This window comes from Novispirillum itersonii (genome assembly GCF_014205675.1).
Taxonomy (GTDB): domain Bacteria; phylum Pseudomonadota; class Alphaproteobacteria; order Rhodospirillales; family Rhodospirillaceae; genus Novispirillum; species Novispirillum itersonii_A.
Genome location: NZ_JACIIX010000014.1, coordinates 22,924 through 47,475, shown reverse-complemented (window position 1 = coordinate 47,475; position 24,552 = coordinate 22,924). Strand labels below are relative to the sequence as shown.

25 protein-coding genes are annotated in these 24,552 nt (G+C 65.8%); 14 read left to right on the top strand and 11 right to left on the bottom strand.

Going from position 1 to position 24,552, the window contains the following annotated elements:
* Together FHS48_RS16335 and FHS48_RS16330 are read left to right on the top strand one after the other, a co-directional pair.
* Window positions 1-2,007, top strand: coding sequence for an acetyl-CoA carboxylase biotin carboxylase subunit (locus tag FHS48_RS16335; protein WP_184264982.1), 2,007 nt, complete (start codon window positions 1-3; stop codon window positions 2,005-2,007).
* On the top strand, window positions 2,004-2,924 hold the full coding sequence (locus tag FHS48_RS16330) for a hydroxymethylglutaryl-CoA lyase (protein WP_184264981.1): 921 nt from the start codon (window positions 2,004-2,006) through the stop codon (window positions 2,922-2,924). Before FHS48_RS16335 ends, FHS48_RS16330 begins: the two co-directional genes overlap by 4 nt.
* 77 nt (window positions 2,925-3,001) lie before the next feature.
* Here the strand turns inward: FHS48_RS16330 and FHS48_RS16325 are convergent, their stop codons facing one another.
* From FHS48_RS16325 to deoC, 8 genes are all read right to left on the bottom strand, one after another.
* Complete coding sequence (locus FHS48_RS16325; RefSeq protein WP_184264980.1) at window positions 3,002-4,633, bottom strand: FGGY-family carbohydrate kinase; 1,632 nt, start codon at window positions 4,631-4,633, stop codon at window positions 3,002-3,004.
* A gap of 22 nt (window positions 4,634-4,655) precedes the next feature.
* The gene (rbsK, locus tag FHS48_RS16320) at window positions 4,656-5,582 is read right to left on the bottom strand and encodes a ribokinase (RefSeq protein ID WP_184264979.1); all 927 of its coding nucleotides are present in this window, start codon (window positions 5,580-5,582) and stop codon (window positions 4,656-4,658) included.
* Between the two features lie 39 nt (window positions 5,583-5,621).
* Window positions 5,622-6,707 (bottom strand): aldose 1-epimerase family protein, encoded by a 1,086-nt coding sequence (locus FHS48_RS16315; protein WP_184264978.1) that lies wholly within the window; start codon window positions 6,705-6,707, stop codon window positions 5,622-5,624.
* A gap of 56 nt (window positions 6,708-6,763) precedes the next feature.
* The gene (locus FHS48_RS16310) at window positions 6,764-7,780 is read right to left on the bottom strand and encodes an ABC transporter permease (protein ID WP_184264977.1); all 1,017 of its coding nucleotides are present in this window, start codon (window positions 7,778-7,780) and stop codon (window positions 6,764-6,766) included.
* 11 nt (window positions 7,781-7,791) lie between these two features.
* Complete coding sequence (locus FHS48_RS16305) at window positions 7,792-8,769, bottom strand: ABC transporter permease (RefSeq protein WP_184264976.1); 978 nt, start codon at window positions 8,767-8,769, stop codon at window positions 7,792-7,794.
* Between the two features lie 11 nt (window positions 8,770-8,780).
* Entirely contained in the window at window positions 8,781-10,283 is a 1,503-nt protein-coding gene (locus FHS48_RS16300; protein WP_184264975.1) for a sugar ABC transporter ATP-binding protein, read from the bottom strand.
* 171 nt (window positions 10,284-10,454) lie between these two features.
* A complete protein-coding gene (locus FHS48_RS16295; protein WP_184264974.1) occupies window positions 10,455-11,501 on the bottom strand; it encodes an autoinducer 2 ABC transporter substrate-binding protein in 1,047 nt (348 codons plus the stop codon).
* A gap of 138 nt (window positions 11,502-11,639) precedes the next feature.
* Window positions 11,640-12,314, bottom strand: coding sequence for a deoxyribose-phosphate aldolase (gene deoC / locus FHS48_RS16290; protein WP_184264973.1), 675 nt, complete (start codon window positions 12,312-12,314; stop codon window positions 11,640-11,642).
* A 313-nt stretch (window positions 12,315-12,627) separates the two neighbouring features.
* Between deoC and FHS48_RS16285 the strand changes: the two genes are divergently transcribed.
* Window positions 12,628-13,395 (top strand): DeoR/GlpR family DNA-binding transcription regulator, encoded by a 768-nt coding sequence (locus tag FHS48_RS16285; RefSeq protein WP_184264971.1) that lies wholly within the window; start codon window positions 12,628-12,630, stop codon window positions 13,393-13,395.
* Between the two features lie 8 nt (window positions 13,396-13,403).
* Here the strand turns inward: FHS48_RS16285 and FHS48_RS16280 are convergent, their stop codons facing one another.
* Window positions 13,404-13,874 (bottom strand): DMT family transporter, encoded by a 471-nt coding sequence (locus FHS48_RS16280; protein ID WP_184264969.1) that lies wholly within the window; start codon window positions 13,872-13,874, stop codon window positions 13,404-13,406.
* Between the two features lie 311 nt (window positions 13,875-14,185).
* On the opposite strand from FHS48_RS16280, the gene FHS48_RS16275 reads away from it, so the two are divergent.
* The 5 genes from FHS48_RS16275 to FHS48_RS16255 all read left to right on the top strand — a co-directional run bounded on the left by FHS48_RS16275 (window position 14,186) and on the right by FHS48_RS16255 (window position 18,798).
* On the top strand, window positions 14,186-15,151 hold the full coding sequence (locus FHS48_RS16275; RefSeq protein WP_184264967.1) for an amino acid ABC transporter permease: 966 nt from the start codon (window positions 14,186-14,188) through the stop codon (window positions 15,149-15,151).
* A 14-nt stretch (window positions 15,152-15,165) separates the two neighbouring features.
* Complete coding sequence (locus FHS48_RS16270) at window positions 15,166-15,960, top strand: amino acid ABC transporter ATP-binding protein (RefSeq protein ID WP_184264965.1); 795 nt, start codon at window positions 15,166-15,168, stop codon at window positions 15,958-15,960.
* Between the two features lie 117 nt (window positions 15,961-16,077).
* Window positions 16,078-16,902 carry a transporter substrate-binding domain-containing protein gene (locus tag FHS48_RS16265; protein ID WP_184264963.1) on the top strand — a complete coding sequence of 275 codons (825 nt, stop codon included), beginning with the start codon at window positions 16,078-16,080 and terminating at the stop codon, window positions 16,900-16,902.
* 84 nt (window positions 16,903-16,986) lie between these two features.
* Window positions 16,987-18,282 carry an NAD(P)/FAD-dependent oxidoreductase gene (locus FHS48_RS16260; RefSeq protein ID WP_184264960.1) on the top strand — a complete coding sequence of 432 codons (1,296 nt, stop codon included), beginning with the start codon at window positions 16,987-16,989 and terminating at the stop codon, window positions 18,280-18,282.
* A 24-nt stretch (window positions 18,283-18,306) separates the two neighbouring features.
* Window positions 18,307-18,798 (top strand): Lrp/AsnC family transcriptional regulator, encoded by a 492-nt coding sequence (locus FHS48_RS16255; RefSeq protein ID WP_184264958.1) that lies wholly within the window; start codon window positions 18,307-18,309, stop codon window positions 18,796-18,798.
* 3 nt (window positions 18,799-18,801) lie between these two features.
* Here FHS48_RS16255 and FHS48_RS16250 read toward each other — a convergent pair whose 3' ends face one another.
* A complete protein-coding gene (locus FHS48_RS16250; protein ID WP_184264956.1) occupies window positions 18,802-19,260 on the bottom strand; it encodes a L,D-transpeptidase family protein in 459 nt (152 codons plus the stop codon).
* Window positions 19,261-19,395: 135 nt separating this feature from the next.
* Between FHS48_RS16250 and FHS48_RS16245 the strand changes: the two genes are divergently transcribed.
* From FHS48_RS16245 to FHS48_RS16220, 6 genes are all read left to right on the top strand, one after another.
* Window positions 19,396-19,863, top strand: coding sequence for a DUF1203 domain-containing protein (locus FHS48_RS16245; protein ID WP_184264954.1), 468 nt, complete (start codon window positions 19,396-19,398; stop codon window positions 19,861-19,863).
* Between the two features lie 101 nt (window positions 19,864-19,964).
* On the top strand, window positions 19,965-20,447 hold the full coding sequence (locus FHS48_RS16240; protein WP_184264952.1) for a hypothetical protein: 483 nt from the start codon (window positions 19,965-19,967) through the stop codon (window positions 20,445-20,447).
* The gene (locus FHS48_RS16235) at window positions 20,437-21,180 is read left to right on the top strand and encodes a response regulator transcription factor (RefSeq protein WP_184264950.1); all 744 of its coding nucleotides are present in this window, start codon (window positions 20,437-20,439) and stop codon (window positions 21,178-21,180) included. The genes FHS48_RS16240 and FHS48_RS16235 overlap by 11 nt, the downstream gene beginning before the upstream one ends.
* On the top strand, window positions 21,167-22,669 hold the full coding sequence (locus FHS48_RS16230) for a sensor histidine kinase (RefSeq protein ID WP_184264948.1): 1,503 nt from the start codon (window positions 21,167-21,169) through the stop codon (window positions 22,667-22,669). Before FHS48_RS16235 ends, FHS48_RS16230 begins: the two co-directional genes overlap by 14 nt.
* 143 nt (window positions 22,670-22,812) lie before the next feature.
* Complete coding sequence (locus FHS48_RS16225; protein ID WP_184264946.1) at window positions 22,813-23,037, top strand: hypothetical protein; 225 nt, start codon at window positions 22,813-22,815, stop codon at window positions 23,035-23,037.
* Between the two features lie 154 nt (window positions 23,038-23,191).
* On the top strand, window positions 23,192-23,512 hold the full coding sequence (locus tag FHS48_RS16220) for a hypothetical protein (RefSeq protein ID WP_184264944.1): 321 nt from the start codon (window positions 23,192-23,194) through the stop codon (window positions 23,510-23,512).
* Between the two features lie 86 nt (window positions 23,513-23,598).
* On the opposite strand, the gene FHS48_RS16215 is transcribed toward FHS48_RS16220, so the two are convergent.
* Window positions 23,599-24,549 carry an ornithine cyclodeaminase family protein gene (locus tag FHS48_RS16215; protein ID WP_184264942.1) on the bottom strand — a complete coding sequence of 317 codons (951 nt, stop codon included), beginning with the start codon at window positions 24,547-24,549 and terminating at the stop codon, window positions 23,599-23,601.
* Window positions 24,550-24,552 lie beyond the last annotated feature (3 nt).

Here is a 24,552-nt window from a genome sequence, read left to right as displayed (position 1 = left end):
ATGTTTTCCAAGATTCTGATCGCCAACCGTGGCGAAATTGCCTGCCGCGTTATCAAGACTGCCCGCCGCCTTGGTATCAAGACCGTTGCCGTCTATTCCGAAGCCGATGCCAACGCCCTGCATGTGAAAATGGCGGACGAGGCCTATTGCCTCGGCCCGGCAGCAGCAGCGGAAAGCTATCTGGTGATCGACAAAGTGATTGCCGCCTGCAAGGCCAGCGGCGCACAGGCGGTGCACCCGGGCTATGGGTTCCTGTCGGAAAACGCCCGCTTTGCCGAGGCCCTGAAGGCCAACACCATCGTGTTCATCGGCCCGCCGGTGAAGGCGATTGAGGTGATGGGATCGAAGTCGGACTCCAAGCGGGTGATGGAACCCGCCGGGGTGCCGCTGGTGCCCGGCTATCACGGGCAGGATCAGGACGATGCGCTGCTGGCCCGTGAGGCCGACCGTATCGGCTATCCGGTGCTGGTCAAGGCCTCCGCCGGGGGCGGCGGCAAGGGCATGCGCGTGGTGCGTGCCGCGTCCGAGCTGGCCGCCGCCATCGCCGGGGCCCGCCGCGAAGCCAAGGCCGCCTTCGGCGATGACAGCCTGCTGATCGAAAAGTACCTCGACCACCCGCGCCATGTGGAAATGCAGGTGTTCGGCGATACCCACGGCAATTACGTTCACCTGTTTGAACGCGACTGCTCGCTCCAGCGCCGCCACCAGAAGGTGATCGAGGAAGCCCCGGCCCCGGCCCTGCCCGCCGATGTGCGCCGCAAGCTGGGCGATGCCGCCGTTGCCGCCGCCCGGGCCGTCGATTACGTCGGGGCCGGAACCGTGGAATTCCTGTATCAGGACGGGGAGTTCTATTTCATCGAAATGAACACCCGCCTTCAGGTGGAACACCCGGTGACGGAAATGATCACCGGGCAGGATCTGGTGGAATGGCAGCTCCGCGTTGCCTCCGGCGAGCCGCTGCCGCTGACGCAGGATCAACTGGTGCCGCGCGGCCATGCGTTCGAGGCCCGGGTCTATGCCGAAGACCCGCAGAAGGACTTCCTGCCCTCCATCGGCACCCTGTCGCACCTGCGCCCGCCGGTGGAAACCGCCGGGGTGCGGGTGGATACCGGGGTGTTGCAGGGCGATGCGGTGTCGATGCATTACGACCCGATGATCGCCAAGCTGATCGTCTGGGATCACGACCGTGACAGCGCCCTGCGCCGCCTGCAAACCGCGCTGGCGGACTATCAGGTGGTCGGGGTGGCGACCAACATCGCCTTCCTGTCGGCGGTGGCGGCCCATCCGGCCTTTGCCGGGCTGGACATCTCCACCAAATTCATTGATGCCCACCGCGCCGACCTGATCCCCGAGCCGGGCAAGGCCAGCGACACCCAGCTGGCCTATGCGGTGCTGGATACCCTGCTGCGGCGGGAAGACGAGGCCCGGCAGCAGGCCGCCGCCTCGGCCGATCCGCACAGCCCGTGGCATTCCACCGATGGCTGGCGCCTGAATGACGACAACCACCATGATTTCGTGTTCCTTGATGGCGAGGCCGAGGTCAAGGTGGTGGTGCATTACCGGGGTCAGGGCCGCTGGCAGATTGATCTGCCGGGCGGCGCGGTGCAGGCCCGGGCTGAACGCGACAGCCACGGCGACCTGCTGGCGGACCTCGACGGGGTGCGCCAGCGCGCCACCGTGGTGCGGCTGGGCAACGATCTGGTGATCATGGCCAACGGCCATCAGCACCGTCTGACGCTGGAGGACCCGGCGGCGCGGGCCGGTCAGGATGCCGGTCACGGCGGATCGCTGACCGCCCCGATGCCGGGCAAGGTGATTCAGGTTCTGGTTGCCGAAGGGGAGACCGTTACCGCCGGTCAGGCCCTGATGGTGCTGGAAGCGATGAAGATGGAACACACCATCACCGCCCCGCAGGCCGGGACCGTCGCCAGCATCGCCTTCGCCCCCGGTGATCAGGTCACCGATGGCGTCACCCTGCTGGTGATCGACGACGGAGAGAACACATGAACCTGCCCGCCCGCGTCAAAATCGTCGATGTCGGGCCGCGCGACGGCCTCCAGAATGAAAAGGGCGTGGTCCCGACCGAAGCCAAGGTGGCGCTGATTGCCGCCCTGGCTGATGCCGGGCTGCCGGTGGTGGAAAGCGGCAGCTTCGTGTCCCCCAAGTGGGTGCCGCAGATGGCTGACACCCCGGAGGTTCTGGCCCGGATCCCCCGGAAAGCCGGTGTCTCCTATCCGGTGCTGGTGCCTAACCTGAAGGGGCTGGACGCCGCCGAAGCCGCCGTCGGGGTCGAGGAAATCGCCATTTTCGGCGCGGCCTCGGAAACCTTTTCGCAGAAGAACATCAACTGTTCGATCGCCGAAAGCCTCGACCGCTTCGCCCCGGTGATGGAGCGGGCCAAGGCCCGGGGCTGGCGGGTGCGCGGCTATGTGTCCTGCGTTCTCGGCTGCCCCTACGAAGGGGACATCGCACCGCAGAAGGTGGCGGAAGTGGCGGCAGCCCTGTACCGCATGGGCTGCTATGAAGTGTCGCTCGGTGATACCATCGGTACCGGCACCCCGCTGAAGGCGCGGCGGATGATCGAAGCCGTGGCGGCCGAAGTGCCGCTGGAGCAACTGGCGGCCCACTTCCACGACACCTGGGGGCAGGCGCTGGCCAATCTGCTGGCAGTGCTGGAGATGGGGGTGTCGGTGATCGACAGTTCCGTCGCCGGACTGGGCGGCTGCCCCTACGCCAAGGGGGCCAGCGGCAACGTCGCCACCGAGGACGTGGTGTATCTGCTGAATGGCCTTGGCATCGAAACCGGGGTGGATCTGGATGCGCTGGCCCGGGCCGGATGGGCGATTTCGTCCGTTCTCGGCCGGACACCGGGATCGAAGGTATCGCAAGCCCTGCTGGCAAAGAGCCAGGGCCCAGAAGCCTGAGACCTCAGACAGACCAAAAGACCCCTGAGACACACCCAGAAGTAAACAGGCCGGAACCACCCGTTCCGGCCTGCTTTTTACTCTGCCGCCATCAGCGCCCGATAGGCCATCTGGTCGTCATACATCCGCTGGAACACCCGGTATTTGCGGTCATAGAAGTCCCGTACCGCCGGATCCGCCGGGATGCTGTGGCCGACATGGCTCATCGTCTCCATCGCCGCCGTGACATCGGCATACGCCCCGGCAGCCACCGCCCCCAGCATCGCCGAACCCAGCAACACCGCTTCCGGTTCCTGCGGCAGCACCACCGTGCAACCGGTGGCATCGGCATGGGCCTGCATGAACAGCGGGTTCTTGGTGCCGCCGCCACAGGCCAGAACGGTATCCACCGCATACCCGGCCCGGTTCATTTCGGCGATGATATGGCGGGTACCCAGCGCAATCGCCTGCACCGTCGCCAGATACAGCAACGCCAGCTCCTCGACGCTGTCGCTCAGGCGCAGGCCGCTGACCATCCCGCGCAACGAGGCATCGGCCCGGGGCGAGCGGTTGCCGTGGAAGTCCGGCTGCACATGGATGTCTGCCGCCAGCAGCGCCACCGGACACCCGGCCACGGCCGCCATCCCCTCCAGCCGGGCATTGAGCAGAGCATAAACGGTGGTGCCATGCTGGCTGGCCTGTTCCGCCAGTTCAGCATGGCGGGCGTGCCCCTTGACCACATGATCAACCAACGCCCCGGTCGCCGACTGCCCGCCTTCGTTCAGCCACAGGCCGGGCAGCATTGCCGAGTAGTAAGGCCCCCACACTCCGGGGATAAAGCGGGCCTGCGGGCTGACCGCCATATGGCAGGTGGAGGTTCCGCCAATCAGGGCAATCCGGCGGTCAAAGGCAGCCGGATCCGCCGCATCCACCCCGGCCCCGATGATCCCGACCCCACCGGCATGGGCATCAATCAGCGACGTGCCGACGGCAATCCCCGCCGTCAGCCCCAGATCCGCCGCCGCCTGCGCCGACAGGCCGCCATCCACCGGCTGCCCGACCGGACCGACCCGGGTGCCAAGGCGCCGATGGCCCTCCGTCACCAGATCTCCCAGCCCGACCGCCGACAGATAGCCATCATCCCAGCGGCCCTCATGCCCGAGATAGGTCCATTTGCAGGCCAGCGAACACAGCGAGCGTTGATCCGAGCCGGTGGCCCGCCATGTCAGGTAATCCGGCAGATCGAAGAAATGCGCCGCCCGCGCCCATGTCTCCGGCAGATGTTCCTTCAGCCACAGCAGCTTGGGGGTCTGCATTTCCGGAGAAATCCGGCCACCGACATAGCGCAGCACAGCATGGCCCCCGGCGTTGATCCGCTCCGTCTGTTCCAGCGCCCGGTGATCCATCCAGACGATGACATTGCGGGCATCATCGCCCTCCGGCGACACCGTCACCGGCTGCCCGGCGGCATCAACCACCGCCATCGAACAGGTGGCGTCAAACCCCAGCCCGATCACCTGCGGCGGCTCCGTGCAGGCGGCAACCGCCTGCCGCACCGCCCGGCACACCGCCTGCCAGATATCGTCCGACGACTGCTCGGCACGGTCAGCGTCGGGTTTCCACATCCGGATCGGATGCACTGCCATGCCCAGCCGCCGCCCGGCCAGATCAAACACTCCGGCACGGGCACTGCCGGTGCCGACATCAACGCCGATAACCGCGCGGGTCATGGGGTTTTCTCCCGGTCAGAGATCACAGGGTGGCGCAGAAAGCCTCAAACGCCGCCTCATCGACGTAGGACTTCTGGGTCCCCGGCCGCAGGATGCTGTTGGCGGCATAGCGCACCGCCTTGTGCAGGGCCGCCTCAACGTCGCCGGTCTGCACGTAATAGCGGGCGAAACAGCCGATGAAGGCATCCCCGGCCCCGGTGGTATCCACCGGCGTCACCTTGACCGGGGCAATGTGCTTCGCCGGAGCCTCGCCGGTGACCAGCAGCGCCCCACGGGAGCCCAGTGTGACAATCACGGTATGCACCCCGCGCTGGATCAGGGCGCGGGCCGCCAGTTCCGCATCGTGTTCATTGTTGACCGCCATCCCGGAGATGGTGGCCAGCTCGGTCTGGTTCGGCACCAGGAACGTCGCCTTCTCGATCCGGCGCGGATCCAGTTCCGCCGGGGCCGGGGCCGGATTGACCAGCGTCGGAATGCCGTGCCGGGCCCCGAAGTCGATGGTGTGGTAGACTGTCTCCAGCGGAATTTCCAGCTGCATCAGGATCAGCGAGCAGTCCTTCAGCGCCTCCGCCGCGCGGTCAACATCCGCCGGAGACAGCAGGGCATTGGCCCCTTTGATGATCAGGATGCTGTTTTCGCCCGACGGCTCGACAAAAATCGGGGCCACCCCGCTGGAGGTGCCGGGCACCCGCTCGACAAAGCGGGTATCAATGCCGGAGGTCTGGAAATTGCGGATGGTGTTATCGGCGAAGATGTCATCCCCGACCTTGGTCACCATCATCACCTCCGCCCCCAGCCGGGCGGCGGCGATGGCCTGATTGGCCCCCTTGCCGCCACAGCCCATCTCAAAGCGCGGGGCCTCGATGGTTTCCCCCGGCAGCGGCATGCGGTCGGTGTAGGTGATCAGATCGACCATATTGCTGCCGACAACGGCGATTTTACCGGACATGGTGGCGTCCTCCCCTCTTTCTCAGGTCGTCTGTAATGGTTAAAGGGCCTTGATGGCGGCTTCCGCCACCGTCGCTTCCGCGTCAGTCAGATAGCCGGTGCGGACGGTGAACTCCCGCACCGCTCCCCCGGCCAGCGTCTGCACCGATCCCTTGGCTTTTTCGGCCGTGTACCCTTCCGGTTCGCAGGTAGACGGCAGGGCGAAGGCCGCCACCTTCTGGTCACTGTTGACCAGCACCCAGCGCACCGTTTTCGGGAAATCAGTGGTGTTATAGGCAATGTGGAAGGCATCCCCTTCCCGCCGCCGCATCATCAGGGCGGTCCGGCCCGCCGCATCGGTCTTCAGACCCCGGATGTAGAACACCTGTTCCGGGTCGTAGCGGTGCGGTTCATCCAGCACCTCCATCACTGCCGGATCCTCCGCCAGTGCCGACAGCAGGCCGTCGTAGGCCGGGCTGCGCGGCACATGGGCCGGGACCTTGGTCCGCACCACGGTGGTCTGCGGCAGGAACGGGGCCGGTTGCACGATCTGTGCCCCTTCGCAGAAGGCGAAGTTGACGTGGCACATGTACATCAGGTCCATCGGGGCAGCAGACAGGTTTTCCACCTGCATCACGATGTCAAACAGGGTGCTGTCCGGGCGCAGCACCACCCGGGGGCTGGCACCATAATGGGCCCCGAAGCCCATCACATATTCCCGCCGCCCGGTGACGGCAACATACGGTCCTTCGGCATCGGCCCCGATTTCCAGACCGGCGGCATCCATCGGCGCACAGGGCATTTCGCCGTGCAGCAGGTGGCTGTCCTCCGGCCCCGGGCAGCCGTTGCGCAGCAGACCGGAATGGAAGGCAAAGCAGCCATAGGTGCCGACGATTTCCTGCGCCGGGCGCGGCATGCTGAACATGTTGGCCAGCGTCAGGTCAACACCGTCAAACACCGCATCCCAGATCATCTGGCCATAATACGGCAGGACCACCAGATGGCCGCGCCGGTTGGTCAGCCGCAGCCCTTCAATGCCGCTGTCGTAGCGGAACAGGCTGACGGTGATGCCGTGGGCTTCCGCCACCACCCGTTCCCGCTCCCCGAAAAAGGACTTCTGAAGGTGAAGTGTGCTGTGCACAGCCATAGTATCCCTCCCCGCGCCCCGGTTCCGCCGGGGCGCACGCCAGAACGACAGACCGGTTAACGGCCCCGGTTTTTCCACGCATTCAGGGCGATCACCAGCAGCAGGAACGCGCCCCAGATGAAATCGACCAGATGGTTGGAAAACCGCAGGATGGTAAAGCCGCTGGACAGCAGCATCAGGGCGATCACCGCGATCGACACCCCGATCACCGAGCCCTTGCCGCCCGCCGGGTTGGTTCCGCCCAGCACGGCGATCAGCACCGCCTGCAACAGGTAAGATGTTCCATAATCCGACTTGGCGGCGTTGGTCCGCCCGGACAGCATGATCCCGGCGATGGAGCCGAGCACCCCGGTCAGGATGTAGCTGTACAGCACCATCCGTTCCCGCTTCAATCCGGCGAACAGGGCCGCCTTGGGGTTGGTGCCGATCAGCATCAGGTTGATGCCGAAGGTGGTGCGGGTCAGCACCCACGCCAGCAGCACCATCAGCACCAGAAACAGCACGAACGGGGTGGCAAGGCCAAGGATCTTGCCATTGCCGATGAAGGACCACATGTCGGGGAACCCGACGATGGCCGGACCACCGGTCAGCACCACCGCCAGACCGGTGTAGACCTGCCCGGTGCCCAGCGTCGCCAGAATGGGCGTGATGTTCATCCGGGTGATCAGCAGCCCGTTGATGGCCCCGGCCACCGCCCCGGTGGCGATGGCAACGCCGATGCCCAGCAGCACGGTGGGAAAACCGGTGCCTGCCACGCCGCTGTCCCCGGCGATTTTATGGAATATCACCCCGGCCAGAATGCCTGACAGGTTGGCAATACCGACCACCGACAGGTCAATGCCGCCGGTCAGCATGGCAATCATCATCGCAATCGCCAGCAGCCCCAGTTCCGGGAACAGGTAGGTCAGGGATTCAAAATTGTAGTACCGCAGGAACTTGTCAGGGCTGAGGGCGGTCATGACCACAAAGATCAGCACCGTCATCAGCAGAAGCTGGACAATATTGTTGTCACGGTTGATCAGGCGGCGGATGTCGAAACCGTTTTTCGGGCCGCTGTTCAGTTCGGTGTTCATTCCGGCCTCCCTCACGCCTGACGGCGGCGGTCACGCCACGCCGTCAGGGCGGTGGCAATGATGATGATGATGCCGACGGCCACACGCTGCCATGTGGTATCGACCTTCATGATGATCAGGCTGTTCTTGACCATCACCAGCATGAACACCCCCAGCATGGTCCCCAGCACCGATCCCCGGCCACCGAAGATCGACGCCCCGCCCAGCACCACGGCGGCGATCACGTCCAGCTCCAGCCCGACGAAGTCACGCGGATTGGCCAGCCAGATCATGCCGCTGTGCAGCAGACCGGCAAACCCGGCCAGCGCCCCGGCGACGGCATAAACGAAGAACACCGTCTTGGCCGGATTGAACCCGGCGCGGCGGGCTGCCTCGGCATCACCGCCGTAGGCATAGACGCTGCGCCCGATCATGGTGTAGCGCAGCACCAGATGCATCAGCAGGGCCAGCCCGCCATAAACCAGCACCATCGCCGTCAGGCCATAGGTGGTGCCGTCCGGCTTGCTCAGGCTGATGATGTCAGTCTTGGCAAATTCCAGCAGCGACTGCGGCATGGCGTTGATGTTGATCATGCTGGTGCCGACCACCCCCAGCAGGAAGCCACGCACCATGCCGGACGTGCCCAGCGTGACGATCAGCGGAATCATCCGGAAATTATGGACAAACACGGCGTTGACGCAGCCGAAGGCCATGCCCATCAGGGTGGCCATTGCCATCGGCAGGGCGACACCATCCATGCCCAGCGCGATCATCGCCTTGACGGTCAGATACATCGCCGCCACGGCAAAGGCGGGAAAGGAGACATCAATGCCCCCGGAAATCATCACCAGCAGGACGCCCAGCGCCATAATGCCGATGATGACGTTGGAGCGCAGGAGACTGAACAGGTTATCCAGCCCCCAGAACGCCGGATTGATCAGACCGATGAGGATCATGGCGAGCATAAGGATGCCCGCGATGACCACTTCCGAACGGCGGAACCAGGCCATCGTTCCCCTCCTCAGGTAAAAGTCTTGAGCGTTTCGCCGATCCGGTCTTCCGAGGTGGTGGCACTCTCCACCTCCTCGACAAACCGGCCGCGATGCATCAGGACGATACGGTTACAGTTCTGCACCAGTTCGGGCACATCATCGGAGATCATCAGCACCGCCAGCCCGTGCTGCACGGCCAGATCGCGGATCTTGTGATGGATTTCCGCCTTCGACCCAACGTCAACGCCGACAGTCGGGCCGTTCAGGATCAGGATCCGGGCATCGGTCAGCAGCCAGCGACCGATCACCACCCGCTGCTGGTTGCCGCCGGAGAGCTGGTTGACCGCCTGCTCGCCGGAGCGGGCGGCAATCTGCATGGCCCGGAACATGCCGCCGGTCAGTTCCTCCGCCTTGCGGCGGTTGATCACCCAGCGCGGGGCCAGCCGTTCATAACAGGTGGCCAGCATGTTGCGGTTGATGCTCTGCGGCAGGAACAGCCCTTCGCTCAGGCGGTCTTCCGGCACATAGGCAATCCCGGCCTCGATGGCGTCATGCACGCTGCGCAGGCGCACCGGCTTGCCATCCACCAGAATCTCGCCGCCATAACCCGGTTTCATGCCAAACAGGGTCAGCGCCGCTTCGGTCCGGCCGGAGCCGAGCAGACCGGACAGGCCGACAATCTCGCCGGGACGGATGCTCAGGCTCAGGTCCTGCAGGACACCGGGCAGGCTGACATTGCGCATTTCCAGCCGCGGGGCCGGAACCGTTCCGGCGGGCGGGGTCCAGACATAGGGCTGATGGCGGATGTCGGTGCCGGTCATATGGCGGGTGATGGTCGGCTCGTCGAATTCAGAGATCGGGCCTTCGGCGACCTTCCTGCCGTTGCGCACCACGGTCAGGCGTTCGCTGATTTCCAGCATCTCGCGCATCTTGTGGCTGACGAACAGGATGGCGATGCCCCGGGCCTGAATATCCCGCACGATGCGGAACAGGGTTTCCACCTCCTTGCGGGTCAGGGCGGTGGTCGGTTCATCCATGATGATCAGGCGGGCGTCGGACATCAGGGCCCGGGCAATCGCCACCAGCTGCTTACCCGCCGTCGGCAGGCTGGCCACTTCAGCGTCCAGATCCAGATCGACCCCCAGCCGCTTGACCGCCTCCTCGGCGATGGCGCGGGTCTCGCGCCAGTTCATCAGGTGGCGGCGGTTGCCGAGATGCACGTTCATCGCCAGATTCTCGGCGACCGTCAGGTTCCCGAACAGCGAGAAATCCTGATAGATCACCTGTACCCCCTGCGCGATGGCGCTGATCGGGGTCAGTTTCTGGCACGGCTTGCCGTTCAGGTAAATCTCGCCGCCATCGGGCTGGTACACCCCGGAAATCACCTTGATGACGGTGGATTTCCCGGAGCCGTTTTCCCCGGCCAGACAGTGGATTTCCCCGGTCCGGATGGTCAGGGAAAGATTATCGAGGGCGACAACGCCGGAAAATTCTTTCCGGATATTGCGCAGGTCTAAGAAGATGTCCGACATGACCGGTTCCGCCACTTGGGGTCTTTTCTGTGGGCCTGCCCGGACCGGATCCCCTGACGGAGACCCTTCCGGCGGCAACGGGGCAGCGGCTTTCGCCCTGCCCCGCAGTACCTTGGCGCGTCACCGTTCCCCGGCCGGGACAAGCGGCCCGGGAACGGCTGCGGACAGGGATCAGAAGTTATACTTACCCATGTTTTCCTTGGTCACACCGACCCAGCCCTGACCATAAACCAGATTGCCCGTGGCACCGGCCGGAGTGGACAGGTTGTTGTAGCCCGGCAGACGCAGATCCAGACCGGCCTTAATGTCGCCGCCCTTACCGGTCAGCGCCTTCACCGCCAGAATGTTCATGGCATAACCGGCCACCGCCGGATCCCAGAACTGGATGTACTGGATGTTGCCCTTGGTCAGGTATTCCCCGGCCACCGACACCAGACCGGTCCCGGCGAAGAACAGCTTGCCGTTCAGGTTACGTTCGGAAATCAGGCGACCGGCCCCGGCAGAGGTCGGCATCGGACCCCCGACAATCCCCTTGATATCGGGATAGGTGGTCAGCACTTCCTTCAGCTTGTTGTAGTCGGTGTTGGCATCGTCATAGGTTTCCAGCCGGTTGGTGACCAGCTGCATCTTCGGGAAGTGTTCCTTCTGGTAGGCAACGGCACCGTCGATCCATTCGTTCTGCGACTTGGAGGTCAGACTGCCGACGGTGGCGACATACTTGCCTTCACCGCCCATATAACCGCCCAGAACTTCCATCAGCTTGGCGCCGTAAGCCTTGTTGTCGAAGGCTTCCAGAATGTAGTCGGCATTCTTGATGTTCGACGCTTCATGGGCGATCACGACGATGCCACGGTCACGCGCCTTCTTCAGCACCGGTTCCACCGCTTCCACCGAGAACGGCACGATGCAGATGGCGTCCACGCCCTGTGCGATCAGGTTTTCGATCAGCTGCACCTGCGCGGCGGCGTCGGCCTGACTGGGGCCGACCATCCAGGTGTCATGCTTGGTATCGGCGCCAAACTGCTTCACGCCGTCGCGCATACGGTCAAACCACGCAATCCCGTCCACCTTGACGACGGTGGCGATGCTGTAGGTCTTGCCGGTGGTCTTGGCGGTGAAGGTCTGGATGTTGTCCGGGGTCGGCACCGGCTCCGACGCCAGAGCCGGGCTGATGGCCAGCGCACCGGCAACCAGCAGGGAGGACAGGAACTTTTTCATGGTGGATAACTCCTGAGGACGTGTTTCCCGGTTTCTCTGGTACCTGAGATCCGGCCCGGACGGACCGGCGAGAGAGGCCCCTGCATTGATGCAGGCGGTTGTTGATGGGCCGGGAAGGATCTTCCCGGCGGGAACGGATCAGAGGAACGAAACCCCGGCGCTGGCCCCGATGCGCGACGCACCGGCCTCCACCATTTCCAGGGCCGTTTCGCGGGTACGGATCCCGCCGGAGGCCTTGACCCCCAGCGCATCCCCCACGGTCTGCCGCATCAGTGCGACGTCGGCCACGGTGGCCCCGCCGCTGGAAAAACCCGTTGAGGTCTTGACGTAATCGGCCCCGGCCTCGGCACTCAGGCGGCAGGCCGCCACCTTCTCGGCGTCGGTCAGCAGGCAGGCCTCGATGATCACCTTCAGCAGGGCATCGCCGCAGGCAGCCTTGACCGCCGCGATATCGGCCCGCACCGCATCCAGCTGCCCGGCCTTCAGCAGGCCGACCGGGATCACCATGTCCACTTCCTGCGCACCATGGGCCACCACCCAGCGGGTTTCCGCCACCTTGACCTCGGTCGGCATCGCCCCCAGCGGGAAGCCGATCACGGCGCAGGCGGCCACCGCGCTGCCGGCCAGACGGCGGGCGACCTCCGGAAGGTACAGGGCGTTGACACACACTGCCTTGAACTGATGACGCACCGCCTCCTCACACAGGCGGGCGATATCGCCCGGGGTGGCCTCGGGCTTCAGCAGGGTGTGATCAATCACCGAAGCCAGCAGCGGGCCGGTCAGATCAGCGGTGTTGGGGGCAGGAAAAGTCATCCCATGATACTCCGTGGCGCCCGGGGGGCCGGAGCCTGTCAGTTCGGCGGCTCAGTACGGCGGGGGCGCATCATCAATGTTAACATCTTAACATTTTGTGGTAGGATCGTTCCACACGAACTTCATGAGCGTCAACGGCAAAAATCGCTTAAGCTTTATATTGCAACGCAATATGCGCCCGATGAACCATAGAAACGCAAGGCTCTGACGGGCTAAACTGTGATCTCGTGTAATCATTATAACAAAAATCCGGCTCCCGCTCCGGCAGTGCAGCACGGCAAAAAACACCAGAGTCAGAACAGAGGGATGTGCCATGTCAGCGAAACGGCAGCAGCGAATCGACCGTCTGCGCGACGCCCTGGAGGCCCGCGACGTCCTGCGGCTGAAAGATGCCGCCGAAATGCTGGGGGTCTCGGAAATGACGGTCCGGCGGGATATCGCCGCCTGTGACGGCTGCCTGACCTATCTGGGCGGCTATATCGTCACCCCTCCGGCCGCCTCAGCAGCCAAGGGCTATGTGTTCGATCAGGAACAGTCGAGCCATACCGAGGCCAAACGCGCCGCCAGTCAGGCCGCCGCCGCCCTGATCCAGCCGCATGAGACCATTTTTCTGGACTGCGGCACCACCATCCCGCATCTGGCCGCCGCCCTGCCCGATGACATCCGGCTGACGGTGATCTGTTACGCCATCAACGTGGCGGAAATCGTCTGCCGCAGGCCGGGATTGCAGGTGATCCTGCTCGGCGGGGTCTATCATCCGTCCTCGGCTTCCTTCTCCGGGGCCGCCGGACTGACCCAGCTGGAAGGCTTGCGGATCGACAAGGCCTTCATTTCCGCCGGGGGAGTCCATGGCACCCGGGGGGTCAGTTGCTCCAACAGCCATGAAGTGGCGATCAAGCAGACCGCCATGGCCAATGCCCTGACCAAGGTGCTGGTGGTGGACGCCACCAAGATTGACGCCGTAAAGCCGTTCTACTTCACGCCGCTGGATCAGTTTGACATCGTCACCGCCGACACCGGGGTCTCCCCCGATGCGGCAGAAATGATCCGGCAGTGCGGTCCACGCCTGATCCTCGGATAACCGGACTCTCAGGTCTCGGTGGTGTTGGCGATATACAGCACCACCACCCCGGCAATCACCAGCCCGACCGCCAGCAGCCGCAGGCCGCTGACCGGGCGCAGCGGAAAGCCCATCCAGCCGTACTGATCCATCAGCAGCGACAGCACCATCTGCCCGGCAATCACCGCCGCCATGAACATGCTGGCCCCCATCACCGGCGACAGGGTCAGCGCCGCCGTCAGGTAAAACACCCCGGCCAGACCGCCGGTCCACAGCCACCACGGCCCGGCCAGCGCCGCCCCAAAGGCCGGGAACGGCACCCGCAGCACCAGCAGCAACGGAATCATCACCAGCAGACTGACAGTCAGAGAAGCGGTGGTGGCCAGCAGGGGATGGCCCAGCGCCCGGCCCAGCGCGGCATTGGCCCCGCCCTGAAGCGGCACAATCGCTCCGGCGGTCAGGGCGGCCAGCAGGGTCAACAGAGTGGTCAGAACGGACATGATGGGAACTCGCTGTTTTTGTTGGGGGAGTCAGAAACGCTCCCCGGATCGTTTCCGATTCCTGCCCAAAAGAACAGTCTTTCCCGCAGGCCGGGTGCCTGACCGGAATAACCCGGCGCTTTGCCTGCAAAACGCCGTCCGGAAAAGCAGATCGCAGGGTTTATTCAAAATACGACGGGTTTTTCCGGAAATTTTCATCAGAACGCCGGGTTCTTCCCGGCGGCCTGCTCCCGCAAGATCATTGTAACAACAAAACCCGTCCTCCCCAGATAACCGACGGGTCCGGCTTCGCAGTCATGGGACACCCCCTTATGTATCAAGACAACGTAATCCGGCCCCGGATGACGGACAGCCCGGCATTTCTCGGCGGAACCGCCGCCGTGGTCTTCGCCGCCGCCTGTCTGTCCGGTGCCGGTCAATCCGGCCTTGGCGGCCTGCTGGCCCCGGTGGTCAACAGCCTGTCGGCCCCGGCCCTGCGCACCGTGGCCGTTGCCCTGACCCTGGCACTGGCCTTTACCGCCAATATCCACCTGATCGGCAAGCTGCCGCTGCGCGGGCAGGTCATCGCCGTGTGGACGGAACTCCTGCTGCTGTTTCTGGTGTTCTTCGACAGCTTTGATCTGTCCTACAGTTTCATCGGCACCAAGGTCGGCTTCATGATCACACAGGGGGTGCTGACCACCGTCTATGTGTCGGCGATCTCCATCGCCTTTGCCTTCGTGTTCGCCCTGCTGGGATCAACCGCCAAACTGTCCGGCAACGGTTTTGCCGTGGCGGTCGCCTCGTTCTACACCTCCTTCTTCCGGGGGGTGCCGCTGCTGATCCAGATCTACCTGATCTATCTTGGTATTCCGCAGCTTGGCTATGTCGTCGATGCCATCCCCGCCGGGGTGATGGCCCTGTCGCTGTGCTACGGCGCCTATATGACCGAAATCTTCCGCGCCGGGATCATGAGCATCCCCAAGGGCCAGTGGGAGGCCAGCCGGGCGCTGGGCCTGACCCCGTGGCACACCCTGTCCCGCATCATCCTGCCGCAGTCGATGCGCCTGATCATTCCGCCGACCGGCAACCAGTTCATAGCCATGCTGAAGGACAGCTCGCTGGTGTCGGTGATCGGGGTGTGGGAACTGATGTTTCTGGCCCGCACGCAGGGCCGGGCCGAATTCCGGCATCTGGAAATGCTGATCACCGCCGCCGTCCTCTACTGGGCCCTGTCCTTTGTGCTGGAACGGGTGCAGGCCCATCTGGAAAAGCGGTTCAACCGCGCCCACCGCTGACCGGAGGCCCCGCCATGATCTCCCCCACTGCCCAGCCCTCCACCGCCCTGCTCTCCCCCGGGCCACTCACCACCGGGCCCATCGTTTCGGTGCAGGACCTGAAAAAATGGTACGGCCCGTTCCACGCCCTGAAAGGCATCGATCTTGATGTCGCTGTCGGCGAAACCGTGGTGATCTGCGGCCCGTCCGGATCCGGAAAATCCACCTTCATCCGCTGCCTGAACCTGCTGGAAGATTTTCAGGAAGGCCGGGTGGTGATTGACGGCCAGCCCCTGACCCGGGAGCCCGCCGCCGTGGCGGCCATCCGCCGCAGTGTCGGCATGGTGTTCCAGCAGTTCAACCTGTTCCCGCATCTGACGGTGCTGGAAAACCTGATGCTGGCACCGCGACTGGTCCATAAAACCCCGGAGCAGGAGGCCCGCGCCACCGCACTGGCCTATCTCAACCGGGTCCACATCGGGGCACAGGCCGACAAATACCCCGATCAGCTTTCCGGCGGACAGCAGCAGCGGGTGGCGATTGCCCGCGCCCTGTGCATGCGTCCGCGGATCCTGCTGTTTGACGAACCGACCTCAGCCCTTGACCCGGAAATGGTCAAGGAAGTGCTGGAAGTGATGGGCGAACTGGCCGGGGATGGCATCACCATGCTGTGCGTCACCCACGAAATGGGCTTTGCCCGCCGGGTTGCTGACCGGGTGATCTTCATGGATCACGGCCAGATTGTTGAACAGGGGCCACCGGGGCAATTCTTCGATGCGCCGCAGCATCCCCGGGCCCGGGAATTCCTGTCCCAGATCCTCAGCCACTGATCCCGGATCACCCTGCCAAAGTTCCTCCCGCCGGTCTCCGGACCGGCGGCCCTGCCCGCCTGCGCCCGCAGGCCTGCCAAAACACACAAAAAATCACCCCAACAGGAGGTTTATCCGATGAAACGCCTTGCCTTTGCCGCCGCCCTCGCCGGTCTGCTTGCCGCCGGAACCGCCCACGCCGGAGAGGTGCTGAACCGCATCACCCAGTCCAAGACCATGACGGTCGCCACCGCCGCCAACTGGCCGCCGCAGTCCTTCGTCGGCCCCGATAACACCCTGCAGGGCTTCGACGTCGACGTGGCGAAGGAAATCGCCAAACGTCTGGGGGCCGAAGCCAAGTTTGTCACTCCGGAATGGGGTATCATCACCGCCGGGCGCTGGTCGGGCCGCTGGGATATCTCCGTCGGGTCGATGACCCCGACCACCGAACGCACCCGCATCCTCGACTTCCCGGCGGTGTATTACTACACCCCCTATGTTTTCGCCGTGCACCAGTCTTCCCCCGCCGCCAGCCGCGCCGACCTGAACGGCAAGGTGATCGGGGTCGAGGCCGGAACCACCACCGAAGACTATATCAACGGCCGCCTGAAGATTGATGCGGTCGGCGTACCGCCCTTCACCGTCGATGTCAAACCGAAAGAAGTCCGCACCTACGGCGACAGCATGGGGCCGCTGGATGACCTGCGCCTTGGCAACGGCACCCGTCTGGATGCCACGGTCTCGGCCCTGCCGACCATCACCGGCGCGGTCAAGCGCGGCTACCCGGTGAAGGCGCTGGCCGACAAGCCCGCCTATTACGAGCCGCTGGCCATCGCCATCGACAAGGGGGACGCCGACTTCGGCAGCCGCCTGACCGCCATCGTCGATCAGATGAAGGCTGACGGCACCCTGAAGACCCTGTCCCAGAAGTGGTACGGCGACGACCTGACCACCCTGCGCTGATCTGCATCCTCCCTGCTCCCGCCGGGCCGGTCTGCGGTCCGGCGGGGGATCCCTGACGGTTCCCTCACTCTGGATACCTGCATCATGTCCGCCTATCCCAACAGCTTCTATGCCGCCACCCGTATCACCGCCCCGGAGCGTCCGCCCCTGCGCGGACGCCGCACGGCGGATGTCTGTGTCGTCGGCGGCGGGCTGGCGGGCCTCAGCACGGCGTGGGAACTGGTGCAGCGTGGCCGGTCGGTGGTGCTGCTGGAGCAGCAGCGGGTGGCGTGGGGGGCCTCGGGCCGCAACGGCGGCTTTGTCCTTCAGGGCTGGTCGGAAGGACTGGGGGCGATTGAAAAACGCTGTGGCACCGATGCCGCCAAGGCGCTGTTCCGCCTGTCGCTGGAAGGGGTGGACATCGTCCGCGAGACCATCAGCCGCCATGCCCTGCCCGGCTGTGCCCCCACCACCGGCAAGCTGAGCGTGGTGCGTTACGACAACGCCGACGGCCTGCAACGCTTCCGCGACCGGGTGGCGGCGGAGTTCGGCTTTGAGTTTGACTACCTTGACACCGCGCGGGTCCGCGACGTGCTGCGGACCCAGCGCTATTTTCAGGCCCTGCGGGATCCGCACGGCTTCCACTTCCACCCCCTCAACTTCTGCCTTGGCCTCGCCGGACTGATCGAACAGGCGGGCGGCGTGATCCACGAAGGCACCGCCATGACCGGCATCCGCCGCAGTGGCGCCACCCTACAGGTGGACACCCCCGAGGGCGGCGTCGACTGCGGGGCGGTGGTCTACTGCTGTGGCGGCTATGGCGGCCCGGAATTCGGGCGTCTGCGCCGGTCGTTCCTGCCGATTGCCACCTATGTGGTGCTGACCGAACGGCTGGGGGACCGCCTGCACGACGTGATGCGCACCACCGATGCGGTCGGCGATGACCGGCGGGCATCTGACTACTACCGGGTGGTGGACGGCGACCGCCTGCTGTGGGGCGGGCGGATCACCACCCGCGATGAGCAGGACGAGGCCCGGCTGTCGGCGATGCTGACCCGCGATATCCTTGATGTCTTCCCGCAGCTGGAGGGCATCCGCATCGAACAGGCCTGGTCCGGCCTGATGGGATACGCCCGCCACAAGATGCCGCATATCCGCGAGCTGGAACCGGGGATCTGGTCCTGTGCCTCCTTCGGCGGCCATGGTATGAACACCGCCCCCATCGGTGGCCGGGTGGTGGCGGAAGCCCTGTGCGGCGAAAGTGACCGCGTCCGCCTGTTCAGCCCCTATGGGCTGGACTGGAACGGCGGCCCGTTCGGCCCCCCGGCGGCACAGACCGTCTATGCCGGACTGAAGCTGATGGACTACATTCAGGAAACCCGCTCTGCCCGGCGGGCCTGAAACACCCCGCTCAGGACTCCCCCGATGCCCGTTGATACACTGCCCCCGGCTGATGATTCCCAACCCGCCCCGCGCCTGCAACTGACGGAGAAAGACCGCCAGCTGCTGACCCTGCTGCAACAGAACGCGCGGGAACCGACCGCCTCCCTCGCCCGTAAGCTGGGGGTGTCGCGGTCAGCGGTGCAGGAACGGATTGCCCGGCTGGAGTCCGCCGGGGTCATCACCGGCTATACGGTGCGGATCGACCACAGCCGGGTGACCAATACGGTCAACTGCCTGACCATGACCGCCTGCACCAACAAGAGCTATGCCGATGTGATGGCCGCCCTGAAAAAGATGGATGCGGTACAGGCGGTCTATGCGGTATCGGGGGACTGGGATTTCATCATCCACATTTCCACCGACACGTTGCAGGCCCTGAATGCCAACCTGACCCAGATCAACCAGATCAAAGGGGTGGCCCGCACCTCTTCCTACATCGTGATGGAAACCAAGCTGGACCGCCGCCTGCCCTGACGGTCAGGGGCGGATCTCCACCGGGGTTCCGTCAGGCACCAATGCCCAGATGTCGCGGATCTCGGCATCGGTGACGGCGACACAACCCGCCGTCCAGTTGCGCAGCCGGTGCAGCGGGCCGATCCAGCCGCGCCCGTTGGGCAGGCCATGGATCATGATATCGCACCCCGGATTTTCTCCCCGCGCCGCCGCCGCCGCCCGGTCAGCGGCATCGGGATAGCTGATGCGCAGCGACAGGTGATAGGCACTGCGTGGATTACGCCCGGCGATGTGATAGGTCCCTTCCGGGGTCAGACGGTCGCCCTCCTTCCGCTTCGGGCCGGGGCCACCGCTGCCGGTGGACACCCGGTAGCAGCCGATCACCTGACCATCCCGCAGCAGGGTCATCCGCCGGGCCGCCTTTTCGATGACGATGCGGTCAGCCTGCTGTTCTGCGGGGGCCGGTGCGGGCGGCGAAACCATGGTCAGGATGTCCTGTTGCGGGGTCGGGACCCCAGAAAGCCAAAAATCAGAACCAATCGCAAGCTTCGGGTGGGGGGCGTCACTGTCCGTCGGCAGGATCGGGGCTTTCCCCTTCCTGAAACGACAGGACCGACCATGACTTTCCGCATCACCGGCCTTGATCCCGCCCCGTTCCGGCCCCTGTTTGACCTGACCGACGACGCCCTTGCCGCACAGGGGATTGTCCGCTGCACCGCACCGGCAGACAGTGGCTGGCCCTGCCGGGTCAGCCTGCGGGATGCCGCCCCCGGCGAGACCCTGCTGCTGCTGAGCTATCCACACCAGCCCGCCCTGTCCCCCTACCGGGCCAGCGGGCCAGTGTTTGTCCGGCAGGCGGCGGAAACCCGCTTTGATGCCACCGGCACCCTGCCGCCGGTGGCCCCGCCCCGGCTGCTGTCGGTCCGGGCCTATGACGCCCGGGATCACATTGAGGACGCCGAGGTGGTTGACGGGCAGCACCTGACCGCCGAAATCAACCGGATGTTCGCCAAGCCGGCCGTACAGTACCTGCATGTCCACTATGCCCGGCGCGGCTGTTTTGCCTTCCGGGTTGATCGGGCCTGACGGATTGCTCCGCCCGGACTATGATCCCGGTCATAGTCCGGGCGGCTGTCTCCGGCCAGACTGTTGCCCCTGCCCCAGACCCTTCCGGAGGTTTCCCCACCGTGCCCGTCCGCCCCGCCAGCCACCGTCTGCGCACCTTTGGTGCGGTTGTCGTCTTCAGCACCCTGCTGGCGGCCTGTTCCTCCGGCCCGGCGCAGGAGCCGCCGCCCGCCCGCCCGGCCCCGGAGAAAAGCGCCGGAAAACCGGCCCCGAAGCCGACGCCCAAGCCCGGCACCACAGCCAGACCGGCACCGCAGGGCAAGCCGGACCGGGGGGTTCCGCCGCCGCCGCCGGACCTGACCGGCATGACCCTGCCCAGCGTGACCGCCCTGATCGGCCCGGCGGCATCCGAAGCCCGGCAGTCCCTTGGCGTGACCCGCACCTACCGCGATGCCAGCCGCAAGGATGGCTGCACGCTGACGCTGGTGTTCTACCCCGATGTCAGCGGTGGCCCCGACCGGGTGGCAACGCAGGATACCGGTGGCCGTGACCCCGGCGACTGCCTGCGGCAGTTGCAGATGGCCGGGGGGCGCCATGGCGGCTGAGCCCTCTCCTCCCCTGATCGGAATCATCGATGATGACCCGCTGTTCCGCGAAACCGTCGCCGGAAACCTGAGCGACGCCGGATACCGGGTGCAGGACTGGCCCGGGGGAGAGGCGTTTTTTCAGGCCATCCGCGACGGCATCCGCCCCGATCTGCTGCTGCTGGACTGGAAAATGCCCGGCCAGAACGGGATTGAGGTGCTGCGGCAGATGCGGGCCGAGGCCCTGACCCTGCCGGTGATCTTCCTGACGGTGCTGAGTGACCAGATTTTCGAGGAAGCCGCCCTGACCGGCGGGGCGGTGGACTTCGTCGAAAAATCCCGCAGCTTCACCATTCTGGAACGGCGGATCCGGCTGTGCCTTGACCGTGGCACCACCGGCGACAGCCCGCCCGCCCCGGAACAGACCCGCATCGGCCCCCTGCTGCTGGACCACCCGATCCGCCGCGCCCGGTGGCGGGGCCAGCCGGTGGACCTGACCGTCACCGAATTTGCCATGGTGGCGGCCCTGGCAGCCAAGGCCGGGCGCGATGTCAGCTACCGCGACCTCTATGATTCCGGGCGCGGCAAAGGCTTCCACGCCGGGGCCGGAGAAACCGGCTACCGCACCAATGTGCGGGCTGCGATCAAACGGATCCGCGAGAAGTTCCGCGCCCTTGACCCGGATTTTGAGCAGATCGGCAATTACCCCGGCTTCGGCTACGTCTGGCAGGTGTCCGCCGATGACCGGGGCTGACACCTCCCCCCGGCGGCCCCGGCTGCTGCGCTCTTTTGCCGTCAAGCTGGCGGTGACGGCGGTGATTTTCGCCGTGGTGCCGGGCATGCTCTACAGCCAGCTGGAGCAGACCGAACGCCAGCGCTCCGCCCTGATGCTGCAACTGGTGCAGGAACAGGGGCGGCTGGTCGGCGAGGCCCTGTCCCCGCTGCTCGACCGGTTTTCCCCCCGCGAGGCCCCGGCACTGGAAGCCGTGGTGCGCCGCCTGACCGAAGGCACGGTGGCGGTCAAGGTGCTGTTCCGCCCCGCAACCCTACAGGATGCCAGCGGCTTCCTGCTGGTCGCCGCCGCCCCGGAAACCGACGCCGCGCAGGCCCGCCAGACCATGGCCCAGCTGGTTGCCAACGGCGTGCTGTCGCATCTGGATGCTTCGTGCAGCGGCAATGCCCCGCTGGCCCTGCATCTGCCCACCGGCCCCGAAGCCCCTTCGGGGGATCTGCTGACCTATCTGGCCCCGCGCCGCACGGCGGCAGGCTGCTGGGTGGTGCTGACCGCCCAGCCGAGCGGATCGCTGCCGGAACAGTTGATCGGCCGACCCTACTGGCAATCGCCGGACCTGCGGGTGGCGGCATCGGTCTATCTGCTGATGGCGGTGCTGGTGCTGTCGCTGTTCACCGATGCGTGGCGGGATCTGCGGCGCTTCCGCTCGGTCGCCCGGGCGGTGATGCGGGGGGATGGCCGGGCTTCCTTTGCCGCAACCGGCACGGTGGCGGAACTGACCGATGTCGCCGCCGATCTGGATGCGATGGTCAGCACCCTGAAGCGGTCAGAAACCCTGCTGCGGCAGGCTGCCGAGGAAAACGCCCATGCCCTGAAAGGTCCGCTGGCGGTGATCGCGCAGGCCACCGAGCCGCTGGAGCGTGCCATCCCGGCAGACAATACCCGCGCCCGGCGCTCCCTGTCCCTGATCGGGCAGTCAGTCAACCGGCTGGATGCGCTGGTCTCGGCAATCCGCCGTACCGATGAGGCGATTGCCGGACTGATCGACGTTCCCCGCCAGCCGGTGGCGCTGTCCGCCCTGCTGGCCGATCTGGCACAGGGCTATACCCGGCTGGCGGCGGAACGGTCGCTGCGGCTGGACAGCGCCATCCCCCCCGGTATCACCGTCACCGGCGGCTGCGACCTGCTGGAGGTGACAGCAGAAAACCTGCTCGACAATGCGCTGGACTTCGCCCCGCCCGGCACCGCCCTGTCGCTGACCCTGCGGCGGGACCGGGGGATGGCGGTGTTCTGCGTCCGGGATCACGGCCCCGGCGTGGCGGAGGCCGATCTGGAGCGGATCTTTGAACGGCATGTCAGCCAGCGCCCCGATCATCCGGCCGGGCCGGACCATTACGGCCTTGGCCTGTGGATCGTCCGCCGCAATGCCGAAGCCCTCGGCGGGCGGGCGTGGGCGGAGAATGCTCCCGGCGGCGGGCTGGCGGTTTCCGTCGCCCTGCCGCTGGCCTGAGCAGGCCAGCCGGTCACAGGACTGTCACAGCGTTCTCACCCCCCTGTCGCAGGGGGCGCGGTAGTCTGACGGCATGGGGTGATCCCCAACCCGTTCTGACTTTATCCCAATCCGTTCTGACTTTATCAGTGTGAGATCTGACCATGACCAACCGCCCCCTGACCTCCGTCACCGCCGCGCTGGTACTGGCCTTTGCCCTGTCCGGCTGCGCCAATATGACCAACACCCAGCAGCGCGCCCTGTCCGGCGGCGCCATCGGGGCCGCCGGGGGGGCCGCCGTCGCTGCCATCGCCGGGGGCGGGCTTGTCACCGGGGCCCTGATCGGGGCCGGGGGTGGGGCCGCCATCGGGGCCCTGACCGGCAAGTAATCACGGTTCTGCCGCAGTTTCTTCCCATAAGCCGCCATCATCCCCGTGCAGAGTGAGACTGTGGACGGCGCGGCGTCCGGTCAGGGGCCCCGGTGGCCGCCTGTTCCGGCCCCCGCCTGACCGTCCCGGTCTCCGTCGCAGAAAGGCTTGCGCCATGTCTTCCCTCGCCCGTTTCTCCCTGCGGGCCATGCTGTTGGCCGCAGTGGGTCTGACCACCCTGTCCGCTCCGGCCTTTGCGGATCCGCCATGGAAGCAGGACCGCGGCCGCGACTGGTCCGACCATGATCGCGGTCGCCATGGCCGGGGCTGGGATGATCGCCGGGATGTCCGCCGGGGTCCCCCCGCCTACGGCCCGCGCCCCTATGTGGTGCTGGAACGCGAACGCTACGTGTATATCGAGCCGCCGCCGCGTCGGGTCTATGTGATGCCGCCGCCGCGCCCGGACGTAACGGTGGTGATTCCGTTAAATTTCTGACCGTTTCCTGTTCAGCCTCTGTTGTGTGTTCCCTCTCCCAGCCAGCCTCTGCGGCCCGCCCCACACGGCGGGCCGTCTTTTTTGGGTCAGGCCAGCCGCCGCCACAGCAGGGCCGCGATGGCCAGATCCTGCACGCCAAGGCCGGTCAGATCGGCAACGGTCAGCCCCCCGTCCGGCAAGGCCCTCTCCCCGGCCAGAACTGCCCCCAATGGCACAGCCGCGTCAGCCGGAACCACCCCGGCCCGCACCGCAACGCCAAAATCCCCGTGGTCCAGACACTGGCCGGGATCATCGGCGATGATCGCCGCCGCCCCGGCCAGAACAGCCGGATCCAGTTCCGACTTGCCGGGACCGTCAGCCCCCAGCGCCACCACATGCAGCGGGCCGCTGAGGTGATCTGCCCTCAGGACCGGCTGCTGCGCCGGGGTGCAGGTGACCACCACCCGGGCCGCCCGGCAAAGGGTGGTGCGGTCCGCCACCGGGGCGGCGTCAAGACCACCGGCCCGCAGACGGCAGGCCAACGCCTCCGCCCGTTGCGGATTCCGGCCCCAGATCAGGACCCGGCGCAGCGGGGTCAGCGCCGTGATCCAGCGGGCCTGTAACGCCGCCTGTTCCCCGGTGCCGATGATGCCGAGCGTCATCCCTGCGTCCAGCGGCAACAGGGATGCGGCAATCACTCCGGCCGCCGCCGTCCGCCATGCCGTCAGCAGCCCGTCGTCCCGGATCAGGGCTTCCGGTGCGCCGGTGGTGCTGTTGAACAGCAGAACCGCCCCGGTGTTGACCGCAAGGCCCCGCTGCGGATTGTCATAAAACCCGGCGGCCACCTTGACCGCAAACACCGGCTCCGCCGCCGAGGCTGCCGCCTTGACGTGGCAATCCCCGGTCAGGCGGCCATCCTGCCCGGAAAACAGCAGCGCCATCGGCGGCGGACACTGGCTGCCCCCCTGATGGTGACGGATCAGGGCCGTCCGGACTGCCGCCGTCACCGCCTGCGGGGTCAGAACGGCGCGGATCTCCTCCGCCGTGATGATCCGCATGGC

Excerpts from the sequence above, each read along its gene's own strand:
- FHS48_RS16335 (WP_184264982.1), top strand. The coding sequence starts at position 1 with ATGTTTTCCAAGATTCTGATCGCCAACCGTGGCGAAATTGCCTGCCGC.
- FHS48_RS16330 (WP_184264981.1), top strand. The coding sequence starts at position 2,004 with ATGAACCTGCCCGCCCGCGTCAAAATCGTCGATGTCGGGCCGCGCGAC.
- FHS48_RS16325 (WP_184264980.1), bottom strand. The coding sequence starts at position 4,633 with ATGACCCGCGCGGTTATCGGCGTTGATGTCGGCACCGGCAGTGCCCGT.
- rbsK (WP_184264979.1), bottom strand. The coding sequence starts at position 5,582 with ATGTCCGGTAAAATCGCCGTTGTCGGCAGCAATATGGTCGATCTGATC.
- FHS48_RS16315 (WP_184264978.1), bottom strand. The coding sequence starts at position 6,707 with ATGGCTGTGCACAGCACACTTCACCTTCAGAAGTCCTTTTTCGGGGAG.
- FHS48_RS16310 (WP_184264977.1), bottom strand. The coding sequence starts at position 7,780 with ATGAACACCGAACTGAACAGCGGCCCGAAAAACGGTTTCGACATCCGC.
- FHS48_RS16305 (WP_184264976.1), bottom strand. The coding sequence starts at position 8,769 with ATGGCCTGGTTCCGCCGTTCGGAAGTGGTCATCGCGGGCATCCTTATG.
- FHS48_RS16300 (WP_184264975.1), bottom strand. The coding sequence starts at position 10,283 with ATGTCGGACATCTTCTTAGACCTGCGCAATATCCGGAAAGAATTTTCC.
- FHS48_RS16295 (WP_184264974.1), bottom strand. The coding sequence starts at position 11,501 with ATGAAAAAGTTCCTGTCCTCCCTGCTGGTTGCCGGTGCGCTGGCCATC.
- deoC (WP_184264973.1), bottom strand. The coding sequence starts at position 12,314 with ATGACTTTTCCTGCCCCCAACACCGCTGATCTGACCGGCCCGCTGCTG.
- FHS48_RS16285 (WP_184264971.1), top strand. The coding sequence starts at position 12,628 with ATGTCAGCGAAACGGCAGCAGCGAATCGACCGTCTGCGCGACGCCCTG.
- FHS48_RS16280 (WP_184264969.1), bottom strand. The coding sequence starts at position 13,874 with ATGTCCGTTCTGACCACTCTGTTGACCCTGCTGGCCGCCCTGACCGCC.
- FHS48_RS16275 (WP_184264967.1), top strand. The coding sequence starts at position 14,186 with ATGTATCAAGACAACGTAATCCGGCCCCGGATGACGGACAGCCCGGCA.
- FHS48_RS16270 (WP_184264965.1), top strand. The coding sequence starts at position 15,166 with ATGATCTCCCCCACTGCCCAGCCCTCCACCGCCCTGCTCTCCCCCGGG.
- FHS48_RS16265 (WP_184264963.1), top strand. The coding sequence starts at position 16,078 with ATGAAACGCCTTGCCTTTGCCGCCGCCCTCGCCGGTCTGCTTGCCGCC.
- FHS48_RS16260 (WP_184264960.1), top strand. The coding sequence starts at position 16,987 with ATGTCCGCCTATCCCAACAGCTTCTATGCCGCCACCCGTATCACCGCC.
- FHS48_RS16255 (WP_184264958.1), top strand. The coding sequence starts at position 18,307 with ATGCCCGTTGATACACTGCCCCCGGCTGATGATTCCCAACCCGCCCCG.
- FHS48_RS16250 (WP_184264956.1), bottom strand. The coding sequence starts at position 19,260 with ATGGTTTCGCCGCCCGCACCGGCCCCCGCAGAACAGCAGGCTGACCGC.
- FHS48_RS16245 (WP_184264954.1), top strand. The coding sequence starts at position 19,396 with ATGACTTTCCGCATCACCGGCCTTGATCCCGCCCCGTTCCGGCCCCTG.
- FHS48_RS16235 (WP_184264950.1), top strand. The coding sequence starts at position 20,437 with ATGGCGGCTGAGCCCTCTCCTCCCCTGATCGGAATCATCGATGATGAC.
- FHS48_RS16230 (WP_184264948.1), top strand. The coding sequence starts at position 21,167 with ATGACCGGGGCTGACACCTCCCCCCGGCGGCCCCGGCTGCTGCGCTCT.
- FHS48_RS16225 (WP_184264946.1), top strand. The coding sequence starts at position 22,813 with ATGACCAACCGCCCCCTGACCTCCGTCACCGCCGCGCTGGTACTGGCC.
- FHS48_RS16220 (WP_184264944.1), top strand. The coding sequence starts at position 23,192 with ATGTCTTCCCTCGCCCGTTTCTCCCTGCGGGCCATGCTGTTGGCCGCA.
- FHS48_RS16215 (WP_184264942.1), bottom strand. The coding sequence starts at position 24,549 with ATGCGGATCATCACGGCGGAGGAGATCCGCGCCGTTCTGACCCCGCAG.